Consider the following 13,788-nt stretch of genomic DNA (forward strand, 5'->3'; position numbering starts at 1 on the left):
ATAATAGTACCAAAGCTTATTACCAAAGCATTAACAACCACTTACGGCATTCTACGTATCTTTGAGTATGCGGTTTATCATTTTTCTAATTACATATTTAACCCTTTCTACTCTGGCCTTCGCCCAAGATGATTTCTTGGCCAAACAATATTTTGAAGATGGCGACTTTGAAAAAGCCGTAGTTTTTTATGAAAAACTAGTGGATAAAAACCCCAGAAGAACAGAGTATGTTCAACAATTGGTGTCATGCTACCAGCAATTAGAACGGTATAATGAAGCCGAAGTATTTTTAAACCAGCGTTTAAAAGATCGTAACCCTTACCCTACCTTATTAATTGACCTAGGCTATAATTACGCTCTTCAAGAAAAAACAGAATTAGTACAAAAAAATTATGACAAAGCTTTAGATATTATTGACAAGAACCCCAATTACGGTTATGCATTAGGTCTACAATTTCAGAAATACAATCTTTTGAACATGGCAATAAAAGCTTTTCAAAAATCAATGAAACTAAACCCTGCCTTAAATTTCAATTTTCAACTGGCTAGAATTTATGGGGAACAGGGTAATGTTGAAGCCATGTACAATTCTTATCTAAATCTTGTAATTGATGGCAAAACATCTAAAAGCAACATTCTAAGAAGTATTGATGATTTTGTTTCTGAAGACCCAGAGAATAAAAATAACACGCTACTAAAAAAAGTACTATTGGAGCGTGCACAAAAGAATCCAGATATTTTATGGAATGAGCTATTAAGTTGGTTGTTCATAAAGCAAAACCAGTTTAGTAGTGCTTTTAGACAAGAAAAAGCCATCTTTAAGCGTATGAATGGTAGCTCTACTACCCGTTTAGTAAACTTGGGCCAGAGTGCGCTAGAAAATGAAGCATATGAAATAGCCAAAGACATCTATAGTTATATCATTGCCAATACCAGTGATAAAATCGTACAATTAGATGCTGAATTAAATCTTATTGATATTGATTTGGTAAACGCAACGGGCAATAAATTAGACGCTATTGAAAAAAAGTACGAAGAACTTGTAGACATATACGGTTATAAATCGCAAACTCTGCAACTTCAAGTAGCATATGCCAATTTTCTAACCTTTAAAAAAAATGACCCCACGCCTGCAGAAAAATTATTAAAGAACAGCCTTCAACTACCTTTGAGCGCTAGGGGAACGGCATATTTAAAATTGGCATTGGGCGATATTTTAGTGTATAATAAAAAGTTCAATGAAGCCCTTATTTATTTTTCACAAATTCAACAGAAGCTTAAAAATGATGTATTGGGACAAAATGCTCGATATAAAGTTGCCCAAACCAGTTTTTACAAAGGAGATTTTGATTGGGCACTAACCCAATTAAAGGTATTAAGAAGTTCTACCTCTCAACTTATTGCAAATGACGCTATGCAATTAAGCCTTTTAATATACGACAATTCGCTGGAAGACTCTACCCAAACAGCCCTTAAAAAATATGCTAGGGCAGATTTTTTAGCCTACCAAAACAAAAATAACGAAGCTATTTCAGCATTAGGTGACATTCTAGAAAACCACAAGGGAGAAAAAATTGAGGACGAAGCCTTGTTAAAGCAAGCGCAACTATTCGAAAAACTGAAAAAATTTGAGGATGCACAGTTAAACTATCAAAAAATCATTACATTTTATGGTAATGGCATTCTTGCAGATGATGCTTATTATGCCTTGGGAGAGCTTTATAGAAAAGAATTCAACGACCCCTTGAAAGCCAAGGAACAGTACGAAAAAATCATCTATAACTATCAAGATAGTTACTACTTTCCAGAAGCCCGTAAGAACTTTAGAATTTTAAGGGGAGACTCCATTAATTAAATTCAAGGTTCATCGAATGCATAGTTAAGGTCCAGTTGAACTAACTTTGCATTTTTAATTGAACAAAAGCACATGTATATTTATAACGTAACTACCAATATAGAGGAAACAGCCCATGACACTTGGTTACAATGGATGAAAGAAACCCATATTCCACAAGTATTATCAACCGGTAAATTTTTAAGTGCAAAATTCACCAAGGTATTGGTAGAAGAAGATATGGGCGGTTTTACTTATTCTGTTCAATATACCGTTCATGATAAAGCAACTTTAGATAGGTACTATGAAGAAGATGCACCCAAATTAATAGAAAGCATTCAACAAAAATTTGCCGGTCAATTGGTTTCTTTTAAGACCGAGTTAGAAGTCGTAGATGAGTATTTTGTACAACGCGCTACAGCAACTCATTTTCTGTTCACTTATGGCACCTTACAAGAAAGAGAAGTACAACTTGGGGTTTTTGCAAGACCCTTGAACGGATTTGAAGATGAATTACCTTCATATACTATATCCGACCAAAAAATTGCAGATCTCTACCCTACCTTAAAACATACCGGAAAAAAAGAGGATTCAATTAAAGGTCAAGTGTACACATTATCTCACCATGAATTACAAAAAGCTGATATTTATGAGGGTGAAGCCTACGAAAGAATCGAAATTCAATTAGCTTCCGGAAAGAAAGCTTGGGCTTATATTGCAAAACTGTAGGCTATTTAAAATAGATGTATGGGAACAAAAAAAAAGAAATATAAAGGAGATAAATATGCTCATAAAAAGCATCAGGAAAAAGGTCCCGTAAAAGCAAAAAAACACTTAGGCCAGCATTTTTTAAAAGATGAGGCTATTGCCAAGCAAATTGCAGATACATTATTACAGCAAGGCTATAAAAATGTTATTGAAATAGGTCCCGGTACCGGCGTATTAACTAAATATCTTTTATTGCGCGACAGTAATTTGGTAGCTATGGATTTAGATTCGGAATCCATAACATACCTAAACCAAACTTTTCCGTTAGAGCACCCAAAAGCATTTGAAGGCGACGGATCTTTTAAGGTAATTGAAGCTGATTTTTTAAATTTTGATATTTCTTCTTTGTTCGGTGATGAGCAATTTGGCATTACCGGCAACTTTCCCTACAATATTTCTACGCAGATAGTTTTTAAAATGCTCGAATTACGGCAACAAATTCCCGAATTCTCAGGTATGTTTCAAAAAGAAGTCGCACAACGTATCTGCTCTCCAAAAGGCAGTAAGGCTTACGGTATACTTTCAGTATTGGTACAGGCTTTTTATAACGCAGAGTATCTATTTACCGTAGAGCCAGATGTTTTCGATCCGCCCCCAAAAGTTCAATCGGGCGTATTGCGGTTAACTCGTAAGGAAAACTTCGAACTCTCTTGCGATGAACAATTGCTGTACAGAGTTGTAAAGACAGCTTTTAACCAACGCAGAAAGACATTACGTAACAGTTTAAAAACATTTACATTATCAGATAATCTAAGAGAAGATACTATATTTGACCTTAGACCCGAACAATTGGCTGTTGACGATTTTATAGCATTGACGAAGAAAATAGCAAATGACACCCTTTAAACTTACAGAAGAATTAGTTTCAGAAATAGAACAGCTCATTGAACTGCACAATGACGCTGAACTAAATGCTATGTTAGGGACTGTGCATTATGCCGATGTTGCTGAAATTATAAATGAATTAGATAAAGAGCAAGCAACATACTTGATCAAGCTACTTGATAGCGATAAAACCTCTGATGTTCTTACAGAGTTAGATGAAGATGTTCGTGAAGCTATTCTAAGTAATTTATCAACAAAGGAAATTGCGGGCGAATTAGAAGAACTTGATACCGATGATGCCGCCGATATTATTGGGGAACTTCCTAAAGAACAGATACAGGATGTCATCTCTAAAATTGAAGACCGAGAACATGCTAAAGATATTGTTGACCTTTTAAGATATGCCGAAGATTCTGCAGGCGGACTCATGGCAAAAGAGCTTGTTAAGGTAAACGAAAACTGGAACGTACTTACCTGCGTTAAAGAAATGCGGGTTCAAGCAGAGAACGTTACTCGTGTACATTCTATCTACGTAGTTGATGATGAAGAAAAGTTAAAAGGCCGCCTTTCATTAAAAGATTTATTGACCACTTCTACAAAGACCCACATAAAAGATGTTTTTATAAAGAACGTAGATTCTGTAAATGTTAATGAAGACCCAGAAGAGGTAGCAAGAATCATGAGTAAGTATGATTTGGAAGCCATACCGGTGGTAGATGAAATCGGTAGGTTAGTAGGGCGAATTACCATTGATGATATTGTTGATGTCATTAAAGAAGAAGCAGAAAGAGATTACCAAATGGCTGCAGGTATTTCTCAAGACGTAGAAGCAGATGATAGTATTTGGGATCTTACCCGTGCACGTTTACCTTGGTTAATTTTAGGACTTTTTGGTGGCGCCGCCGCCGCCGTGATCATGGGCGGTTTTGAAGAAATGTTTCGCGAGTATACCGTACTTTTTCTATTTACACCGTTAATTGCAGCAATGGCAGGTAATGTTGGCGTACAGTCAAGTGCCATTATTGTACAAGGTTTGGCCAACGATGATATTAAGGGAAGCATTAGTAATAGGTTGATCAAAGAAATGCTTTTAGCATTGCTGAACGGATTTATCCTTTCTTGCCTATTACTGATCTTTACTTGGATCTGGAAAGGAGATTTTCCTACTTCGCTGGCAATTTCAATCTCATTGATTGCCGTTATAGTAGTAGCCGGTTTCATAGGTACTTTTGTTCCTTTGTTTTTGGATAAAAGAGGAATCGACCCTGCCATTGCAACAGGTCCATTTATTACCACCAGCAACGATATTTTCGGTATTTTGATTTACTTCACTATCGCCAAGTTGATTTTGGGCATATAATTAAGTGCACATCTTTTTTAGAATACTAAGGCTTTACGTATCTTACTGTATTCATTTTTTTTAAATTAAAATAGCCTTAGCACTATCCTTAAACAGGATTGGTTAAACAGACGCATGAAAAGCATCAACCTAAAAGAAAAATATAATCTTGTTAATGGGTATTGGCATCCGCACCAAATAGGTATGGTAGATAATATGCAGGTATTATTGGCAAAACTAAAAGGTGAGTTTGTTTGGCATTCACATGACAATGAAGATGAGCTCTTTCAAATTGTAAAAGGTACGCTTTACATGCAATTTAAAAATCGTACGGAAATAGTTCAACAAGGAGAGATAATTATTGTACCCAAAGGTGTAGAACACTGCCCTATGACCAAAAATGATGAAGAAGTACACGTAATGTTATTTGAAAAACAAAGCATTGCTCATACCGGAAACGTTAAGGACGAAAAAACAAAAACAGAATACCCCAAAATATAATTAAGCATAAATGAAAGTATTACACGTAGATATAAATCACCCTTTAATAATTGAAAAATTTTCTGAATTAGGTTTTCAGAACGATGAAGATTACACCTCATCAAAAGAAGAGATAGAAGCTAAAATAGCCGATTATGACGGACTCATTATTAGAAGTAGGTTTACTATAGATTCCCAATTTTTAGATAAGGCAAAAAATCTAAAATTCATTGGTAGGTTAGGTGCCGGACTAGAAAATATTGATACCAAGTATGCAAAATCTCTAGGTATTTTTCTTGCCGCCGCACCAGAAGGCAATCGTAATGCCGTTGGTGAACATGCATTAGGTATGCTTTTATCATTATTCAACAAACTAAATACAGCAGATAAGGAAGTAAGAAATGGTAAATGGGACCGTGAAGGTAACCGTGGTATTGAACTAGAAGGAAAAGTAGTTGGGGTAATCGGTTACGGCAACATGGGCAAGGCCTTTGCCAAAAAATTAAAAGGTTTTGATGTAGATGAGGTAATCTGCTATGATATCCAAGGCGGAGTAGAAGATGATAATGCTCGCCAAGTGGGCATTATGGAATTTCAAAGCAGAGTAGATGTTATTAGCCTACATGTGCCACAAACAGAATTAACCATTGGTATGGTTGACGCAGCCTATCTCGAAAAATTTAAAAAACCAATTTGGATCATCAATACCGCAAGGGGCAAGTGTATAAAAACCATCGATTTGGTAGATGCCTTAAAATCGGGCAAAGTACTCGGTGCAGGTTTAGATGTATTAGAATATGAAAAGGCTTCTTTTGAAAACATGTTTACCGATGATAATTTACCAGAAGCGTTTCAATACCTAATTGAATCTGACAAAGTAATATTATCGCCCCATGTTGCTGGCTGGACCGTTGAAAGCAAAATAAAGCTTGCACAAACCGTAGTCGATAAAATAAAAGCCAAATTAGAAAGTTCCAATGAAATATAAAGGCAGCACACCAGACGAATATATTGCTCAACTACCACAAGAACGTAAAGAGGTTATTGAAAAGCTTAGATCAATTATGCTTACAAATTTACCCATAGGGTTTTCAGAGCAATTAAGTTATGGTATGTTAGGTTACGTTGTTCCTCATGAACTGTATCCGGCAGGTTATCATGTACAACCAGAATTGCCGTTACCTTTTATAAATTTGGCATCACAGAAAAACTATATTGCCCTATACCACTCAGGTATATATGCAGATACAACCTTAATGAATTGGTTCAAGGGCGAGTACCCAAAGTACTGCAAACGCAAATTAGATATGGGCAAAAGCTGTATACGATTTAAAAGTATGGATGATATCCCTTATTCCTTAATAGAAGAATTGTGCACTAAAATGACGGTACAGCAATGGGTCGACTTGTACGAGAGTAATATAAAAAGGTAGATAGATATGAAAAAAAGAGTAACAGGGCTAGGTGGTTTTTTCTTTAAAACCAAAGATCCAGATCATTCGAAAAATTGGTACAACAAACATTTAGGGTTAAATACAGATCAATACGGATGTACTTTTTGGTGGAAAGACAAAGAAGGGAACGATTGCTCGACCCAATGGAGCCCCATGAATGAAGACACTACGTATTTTAAACCTAGCCAATCTAGCTTTATGATGAATTTTAGGGTTGAAAATCTTGTAGAGTTGTTGGAGGTTTTAAAAGAAGAAGGAGTTACCGTTATTGGAGAAATCGAAGAATTTGAATATGGAAAATTCGGATGGATCTTAGACCCTGACGGAAATAAGCTAGAACTTTGGGAGCCAATAGATAAAGCATTTTTGTGATGTTCAAATAATTACTACATTTAACACTTATAATAACCACCAAACAACAATTATAATGTCAGAAGAAAACAAAGATTTCGGAGATAAAGCAGAAGAATCTGCAAATGAATTTAGCGAAGGAGCTAAAAAAACAGCAAATGAATTCACAGCTGGAGCGAAAGAAGCTTTCAGTGGAGCTGGAGGAGAAAATAAAAAAATGTTAGCCGGTATACTAGCCATTATAATAGGATCCTTAGGTATTCATAAATTCATATTAGGATACCAAAAAGAAGGAATAATAATGTTAGTCATTACGCTAGTATTAGGAGCCGTAACATGTGGAATAGGTGCATCTGCTATGTGGGTGGTTGGTATTATTGAAGGTATCATCTACTTAACAAAATCAGACGAAGAGTTTTACAACACATACCAAGTTGGTAGAAAACCTTGGTTCTAAATAACATTGGCCAGATAAATTTTATCTGGCCTTTTTTTAATTATTCTATTATCGTAATATTTCTATATACAAATATTAAATGGGACTCACTAAAACACAAATATTCAATGTAGAGCAAAATGAGCTGGCCGTCATTTTTAAGGTGCTATCCAATCCTGCGCGCATTGCCATTTTGCAATATATAAGTAGGCAAGACGCCTGTATCTGTAATGATATAGTCGATGAAATTGGTCTGGCCCAACCTACAATATCTCAGCATCTAAAAGAATTAAAAAGTATAGACCTAATTAGAGGTGAAATTGAAGGTAAAAAAGTATGCTATTGCATTAATCTACCAAAATGGACGGCAATACAAGACCTTTTGAATTCATTCTTTAATACCACAAAAAGTAACTGTTGCTAATGAAGCTTGTAAAATAAAACCTATAACGGTCCATTAAAATTTATAAGAAATGAACAATATCACTATAAGAGCCATGTTAGCTACCGACTGGGATGCCGTAGCCAAAATATATGAGGAAGGTATTTCCACCGGTATGGCAACTTTTGAAACAAAGGTGCCTAGCTATGAGTCTTGGAACTCCGCACACATGAAAAGTTGCCGCTTTGTAGCGGAGAGCGATAGTAACATCTTAGGATGGGTTGCCCTATCGCCTGTTTCCAATAGATGCGTGTATGGCGGCGTAGCAGAAATAAGCGTCTATATTGCAAGCGATAGCAGAGGCAAAGGTCTGGGAAAACTATTACTACAACATGTGATAACGGCTAGCGAACAAGAAGGTATTTGGACCCTTCAATCTGGCGTGTTCCCCACAAATTTTGGAAGTATAAAAGTGCATGAATCCGCAGGATTTAGAATGCTTGGTAAACGCGAACGCATAGGTAAATTACATGGTAAATGGGTAGATAATGTACTTTTTGAGAGGCGCAGTAAAGTTGTTGGTATAGATTAAGCCTCCTTTTCGGCATTTTGACCTTCTATCAACCTACGCTCCAACTCTGCCTGAAATTCTTCCATTACAGGTTTTACCGTACTTTCGGGTAAGTCCGCAATCTTAATGTACATTAGTCCGTCCACGGAATTATTAAAAAGCGGATCTACATTAAAAGCTACCACTTTGGCATTTTGCTTAATATACTTTTTTATAAGAACAGGCAAACGTAGGTTACCGGGTTCTACCTCATCAATTAAGCGGTCAAACTTATTTAAATCGGCTTGTGTTTCATCGAACACAAATTCTTTATCGGCATCTTTTAATTTCACCTTGAACTCCTTTTTAGGTCTAATATACTGAGCCACATAAGGATCCCAATAATTAGACTTCATAAACTCGATCATCAACGATTTTGAGAAATTAGAGAACTGGTTACTAATACTTACCCCGCCAATAAGATATTTATGCTCAGGAAAACGCAGTGTAGTATGCACAATACCTTTCCATAACAAGAATAAAGGCATTGGCTTTTGCTGGTACTCTTTAGTTATATATGCACGCCCCATTTCTATGGAATGTTCCATCATACCATAAAGCTCTGGTTCTACCCTAAACAAATCTTGAACATAAAATCCGTCAATGCCATGCTTTGGAAATATTTCTGCACCCATACCCATTCGGTATGCACCAACAATACATTTAGCCTCATCGTCCCAAAGAAAAAGATGATGGTAGTAGGTGTCGAAATTATCTAGATCGATCGCTTTGTTGGTTCCTTCACCAATAGCTCTAAAAGTAACCTCACGCTGCCTACCTATTTCCTTCAAAATAAACGGCATATCTTTTTCCTTCGCTAGAAAAACTTCGTAGTTCTTACTTTGTAAAAGCCTACAATCTTTTTCCCTGAGCTTCTCAATTTCACCCTCCATGACCTCTTTTCGAACGGCGTCTGCTATTTTCTTAGGTTGTTTGGGCAGTTTAAGCGATGTAGGTATTTGATCTATTAAACGCTCTTTTTCATATGCATTGGAGAGCATATAGGTTTTTCTACGTAATAGAGCGGTATATTCTTCGATACTTTGTTGTTCTTGCTGTGTTGCTATGGATATAGGCTGACCTATTCTCACCTTTATTGGCCTATTCCTCTGGGAAAAAACTTGAGAAGGTATCATGGCGGTTCTTAAGGAATCCCCCATTTTAGAAATCCTATAGAACAAAGAACTGTTCTTGGCATGAAAATATATTGGTACTACGGGAACGTTAGCTTTTTTTATCAGCTTGATAGCGGCTTCTTCCCAAGGCTTATCAACAATAAGCTTACCATCTTTAAAAGTAGATACTTCCCCTGCAGGAAAAACACCCAATACATGACCGTTCTTTAAATGTTCTAAGGTTTTCTTGAACCCAGCTAAATTACTTCTGGCATCTTTATGGTCACTAAAAGGGTTTACTGGCAGTATATAAGGTTTTAAAGGCACCATTCTCTCTAAGAGAAAATTTGCCATTATCTTATAATCAGGGCGTTGCCTTACCATTAATTTAAACAACAAAATACCATCGATAGCCCCTAATGGATGGTTACTTATGGTTACATACGGCCCTTCTTTTGGCAACCGCCTAAAATCATCTTCGGGTATTTCGTAGTCGATTTCAAAATGTTCAAGAATGGCATTGGCGTAGCCTTCCCCTTCTAAATGAGCAATGGAATCATAGAATCTATTAATAGCTGATATTCTGGTGACTTTCATTAGTACCCAACCAATAAAAGTACCTAACACCCCATATTTGGAGAGATTGATAGCTTTGGCTATTTCCTTTGCGGTGACTAGACCCATAAATTCATCCTTGTTTAAAGTGTAAATATAGGGAAATAGCCAAAGTAGCTACCTATTAAAAACTATCGAAATAACTACTGTTTTATTTCACCACCAACTGCACGGTTTCTTTACCACGCTGCTCCAATAACAGCTCATGTCCGTTTTGCAACGACTCTAACGCTTTATTATCAAAATGTCTAATGGTATACAAAGAAACATTCTCGTGATGAACTACTTTAAATTTACTTTTTAATTGCTGTAACAAGGCATCTAACCCACCAAATTTATTATCTACACAGACCGAAAAACTAATTGCCGAATTCTGAATTAGATCTACCTTAATTTTATGTTGATGAAAAAGTTTAAAAAGCTCGCTAATGCTATCTTCTACTATAAAAGAAAAATCTAGCGAAGATAGTTTCATCAGTACTTGGTTCTTCTTAACTATAAAACAAGGTACTTTTGGTTCTATACCAACGCCTTTACCTACCGTAGTACCTTTATTTTTTGGATTAACAAAAGACTTTACATGCAACGGAATCTCTTTACGCTGCAAAGGCTGCAACGTTTTTGGGTGAATTACCGATGCACCATAGAATGCCAATTCAATTGCCTCTCTGTAAGAGATATTATTAAGTAATTGCGTTTCTTCAAAATACCTTGGATCGGCATTTAATACTCCCGGTACATCTTTCCAAATGGTTACCGAATCTGCGTTTAGGCAATACGCCAATATTGCGGCCGTATAATCAGATCCTTCACGGCCTAAGGTGGTCGTAAAGTTATTATCGTCGCTACCTAAAAAACCTTGGGTAATATTCAATACCTTTTGATCGATATTGGCTACATTCTTTTGTGTACGTTCCCAGTCTACCGTGGTATCTCTATAATTGCTATCTGTCTTAATAAAGTTTCTGACATCTAACCAATGATTGGATATACCGGTTTCTTTTAAATATGCACTAATGATCGTGGTTGATAATAACTCACCATATCCCACAATTTGATCATAAACAAAGTTATAATTGGGAGATTTATTCCAAACCAAAAAGCCATTTATCTCATCAATAAGTATTTTAATTTCCTTATAAATAGCGTGTGAAGAATTCGGAAATAAATCGGACACTATAGCGTGATGATAATCTACCAATTCGGACACTTTCGCAGGTATTTCCTGCTTATCGTTAAAATAGGCATTTATTATATCTTCCATGGCATTGGTGGTCTTCCCCATTGCCGAAACTACCAATAGTGTATTCTCATACCCTACTTCCTGTAAAACCTTAACTACATTTTTAACCGCATTTGCATCTTTAACCGATGCTCCACCAAATTTAAAAACCCTCATATTCAATCTAAATCTACACTATTATTTTCTTTTTCTTTTTTCTTAAGCAATGGCGTTTAAGTATGCCTTAATACCTTTTTGGTCCAATTGAACAACATCCCAATCTCTCATCACATTAGCTCCCTTACTCTCGTAAAAACCAATGGCAGGCTCGTTCCAATCCAACACTTCCCAACATATTCTTCTTACCCCTAATTCATCACCGTACTTTACAACCTCATCTAATAGCGCCGTACCTAAGCCGGTACCACGCATTTCTTTGGTAACGATCAAATCTTCTAAATGTATTACAGGTCCTTTCCAAGTAGAATACCTAGGGTAGACCAAGGCCATACCTACAATTTTGTTATTCTTTTCTGCAACAAAGCAGTGAAACAATTTATGTTTACCAAAACCATCTTCCTTTAAATCTTGCACACTTACCTCAACAGCATCTTCTTCCTTTTCAAAAGTGGCCAATTCTTGAATCAATTGATGCACTTGTACCATGTCTTCTTTTTGGGCGACTCTAATTGTATATTCCATAATTGTTATAAATAAAACACAAAGTTATAAATTTAAAAAATGTAATTAAAATGAAAATGAAACGTTTAACAAAATACACGATATTTGTATATAACCATAAACTAAAGAATGTCTCCAAAAAGAAATCAGACCCTAGGAGAGTTTATTATTGAAAATCAAGACTCGTTTCAATACTCTTCAGGCGAATTATCAAAACTTATCAATGCCATTAGATTAGCTGCAAAAGTTGTAAACCATGAGGTAAGCAAAGCAGGGCTAATAGATATTTTAGGCGGTGTTGGCGAAACCAACATACAAGGAGAAGATCAACAGAAGTTAGATCTATTCGCGAACGACAAATTCATTCAAACTCTAAAAAACAGGGAAATTGTATGCGGTATAGCTTCTGAAGAAGAAGACAGCTTTATCAGCATCAACAGTAATGATGAAAACCATCAAAATAAATATGTTGTGCTAATAGATCCCTTAGACGGTTCATCTAACATCGATGTAAACGTTTCTGTAGGTACAATTTTTTCCATTTACAGACGAGTTACCCCAATTGGTACACCAGTAACTATGGAAGATTTTTTACAGCCAGGTCACAAACAAGTAGCTGCGGGTTATGTAGTTTACGGTACTTCTACCATGTTGGTATATACTACAGGAGATGGTGTAAACGGATTTACCTTGAACCCTGCACTAGGTACGTTCTATCTTTCGCATCCAAATATGACCTTCCCAGAAAATGGTAGAATCTATTCGGTAAACGAAGGTAACTATGTACATTTTCACCAAGGCGTAAAAGATTATATTAAATACTGCCAAATGGAAGAAGACGATAGACCTTATACTTCTCGTTACATAGGTTCTTTAGTATCTGACTTTCATAGAAACATGATCAAAGGAGGCATATACATGTACCCTAAGAGCAGTGTTACTGCAAGCGGAAAATTAAGGTTGTTATACGAATGTAACCCTATGGCGTTTTTAGCAGAACAAGCTAACGGATTAGCTATTGGCGGTAAAAACAGAATTTTGGATATTGAACCAACAGAACTGCACCAACGGGTTCCGTTCTTCTGTGGTAGCCGAAATATGGTAGAAAAATTACAAGAATTCTTAGATAAATATCATTAAAAAAAGGGAGCTTTTAGCTCCCTTTTTCTATTACTTTTTTTGAATGTTATTTAATGCTTCAACAAGTATAAATAATCTTCAAAATCGAACTTGCCACTAAAAATAGCAACAGAACGCTCAATTACTTTGTCAGCTTTATCACCTGTAAAACCTAGTCCTATAGCATATTTTTTAATTAAAATTCTCTCTTCGTCATCAATTTCATGATCAGAATAAACAATTCTAAAAAGATCGAACAAACGCTCTAATCTTTTTTCAGAATCTGGAGTAGAATCAATTGGGTATTTGTTTTCTTTCTTAAAAACCTCCTCATACTCAGATCTGGTGATATCTAGTTTCGTTGCAAAACGATCTAGCATTTTCTTTTCCTCTGTACTTATTTCACCGTCAACCGATGCCAATGTTGCCAAAGCCGCAAAGTGCGCCAAATTTCTTCTGTGCTCACCGCTAGTATATAAATCTGCAAAAGACATATCTTATTTTTTAATTATTGAGCAAATATAATTTTTTTAGAGGTCATAGTTTACTTTGACATC

The 13,788-nt window shown here is 36.0% G+C and carries 16 protein-coding genes; 12 read left to right on the forward strand and 4 right to left on the reverse strand.

Going from position 1 to position 13,788, the window contains the following annotated elements:
- Positions 1-67 precede the first annotated feature (67 nt).
- The 11 genes from DCS95_RS15820 (at position 68) to DCS95_RS15870 (ending at position 8,461) form a co-directional block, all read left to right on the forward strand.
- On the forward strand, positions 68-1,855 hold the full coding sequence (locus DCS95_RS15820) for a tetratricopeptide repeat protein (protein ID WP_116771766.1): 1,788 nt from the start codon (positions 68-70) through the stop codon (positions 1,853-1,855).
- Positions 1,856-1,927: 72 nt separating this feature from the next.
- On the forward strand, positions 1,928-2,563 hold the full coding sequence (locus DCS95_RS20645; protein WP_164674216.1) for a DUF4286 family protein: 636 nt from the start codon (positions 1,928-1,930) through the stop codon (positions 2,561-2,563).
- Between the two features lie 18 nt (positions 2,564-2,581).
- On the forward strand, positions 2,582-3,448 hold the full coding sequence (gene rsmA, locus DCS95_RS15830; RefSeq protein WP_116771767.1) for a 16S rRNA (adenine(1518)-N(6)/adenine(1519)-N(6))-dimethyltransferase RsmA: 867 nt from the start codon (positions 2,582-2,584) through the stop codon (positions 3,446-3,448).
- Positions 3,435-4,787, forward strand: coding sequence for a magnesium transporter (gene mgtE, locus DCS95_RS15835; RefSeq protein WP_116771768.1), 1,353 nt, complete (start codon positions 3,435-3,437; stop codon positions 4,785-4,787). The genes rsmA and mgtE overlap by 14 nt, the downstream gene beginning before the upstream one ends.
- Positions 4,788-4,901: 114 nt before the next feature.
- Complete coding sequence (locus DCS95_RS15840) at positions 4,902-5,267, forward strand: cupin domain-containing protein (RefSeq protein ID WP_116771769.1); 366 nt, start codon at positions 4,902-4,904, stop codon at positions 5,265-5,267.
- A gap of 10 nt (positions 5,268-5,277) precedes the next feature.
- Positions 5,278-6,234, forward strand: a complete 957-nt coding sequence (locus tag DCS95_RS15845; protein ID WP_116771770.1) for a 2-hydroxyacid dehydrogenase — start codon at positions 5,278-5,280, stop codon at positions 6,232-6,234.
- Positions 6,224-6,679 carry a DUF1801 domain-containing protein gene (locus tag DCS95_RS15850; protein ID WP_116771771.1) on the forward strand — a complete coding sequence of 152 codons (456 nt, stop codon included), beginning with the start codon at positions 6,224-6,226 and terminating at the stop codon, positions 6,677-6,679. Before DCS95_RS15845 ends, DCS95_RS15850 begins: the two co-directional genes overlap by 11 nt.
- A gap of 6 nt (positions 6,680-6,685) precedes the next feature.
- Complete coding sequence (locus DCS95_RS15855; protein WP_116771772.1) at positions 6,686-7,072, forward strand: VOC family protein; 387 nt, start codon at positions 6,686-6,688, stop codon at positions 7,070-7,072.
- 55 nt (positions 7,073-7,127) lie between these two features.
- Positions 7,128-7,508: a TM2 domain-containing protein gene (locus tag DCS95_RS15860; protein WP_116771773.1), complete on the forward strand. Its 381-nt coding sequence runs from the start codon at positions 7,128-7,130 to the stop codon at positions 7,506-7,508.
- 79 nt (positions 7,509-7,587) lie between these two features.
- Entirely contained in the window at positions 7,588-7,911 is a 324-nt protein-coding gene (locus DCS95_RS15865; protein ID WP_116771774.1) for an ArsR/SmtB family transcription factor, read from the forward strand.
- Positions 7,912-7,960: 49 nt separating this feature from the next.
- On the forward strand, positions 7,961-8,461 hold the full coding sequence (locus tag DCS95_RS15870; RefSeq protein ID WP_116771775.1) for a GNAT family N-acetyltransferase: 501 nt from the start codon (positions 7,961-7,963) through the stop codon (positions 8,459-8,461).
- Here the strand turns inward: DCS95_RS15870 and DCS95_RS15875 are convergent.
- The 3 genes from DCS95_RS15875 to DCS95_RS15885 all read right to left on the reverse strand — a co-directional run bounded on the left by DCS95_RS15875 (position 8,458) and on the right by DCS95_RS15885 (position 12,133).
- A complete protein-coding gene (locus DCS95_RS15875) occupies positions 8,458-10,278 on the reverse strand; it encodes a GNAT family N-acyltransferase (protein WP_116771776.1) in 1,821 nt (606 codons plus the stop codon). The two genes, DCS95_RS15870 and DCS95_RS15875, sit on opposite strands and share 4 nt — an antisense overlap.
- Positions 10,279-10,360: 82 nt before the next feature.
- On the reverse strand, positions 10,361-11,608 hold the full coding sequence (locus tag DCS95_RS15880; protein WP_116771777.1) for an aspartate kinase: 1,248 nt from the start codon (positions 11,606-11,608) through the stop codon (positions 10,361-10,363).
- Between the two features lie 42 nt (positions 11,609-11,650).
- Positions 11,651-12,133 (reverse strand): GNAT family N-acetyltransferase, encoded by a 483-nt coding sequence (locus DCS95_RS15885; protein WP_116771778.1) that lies wholly within the window; start codon positions 12,131-12,133, stop codon positions 11,651-11,653.
- A 108-nt stretch (positions 12,134-12,241) separates the two neighbouring features.
- Here DCS95_RS15885 and fbp point away from each other — a divergent pair, with 108 nt between their 5' ends.
- Positions 12,242-13,252 (forward strand): class 1 fructose-bisphosphatase, encoded by a 1,011-nt coding sequence (gene fbp / locus DCS95_RS15890; RefSeq protein ID WP_116771779.1) that lies wholly within the window; start codon positions 12,242-12,244, stop codon positions 13,250-13,252.
- A gap of 50 nt (positions 13,253-13,302) precedes the next feature.
- On the opposite strand, the gene DCS95_RS15895 is transcribed toward fbp, so the two are convergent.
- Positions 13,303-13,725, reverse strand: coding sequence for a tellurite resistance TerB family protein (locus DCS95_RS15895; RefSeq protein WP_116771780.1), 423 nt, complete (start codon positions 13,723-13,725; stop codon positions 13,303-13,305).
- Between the last annotated feature and the right edge of the window lie 63 nt (positions 13,726-13,788).

Source organism: Maribacter litoralis, from assembly GCF_003075045.1.
Classification (GTDB): Bacteria; Bacteroidota; Bacteroidia; order Flavobacteriales; family Flavobacteriaceae; genus Maribacter; species Maribacter litoralis.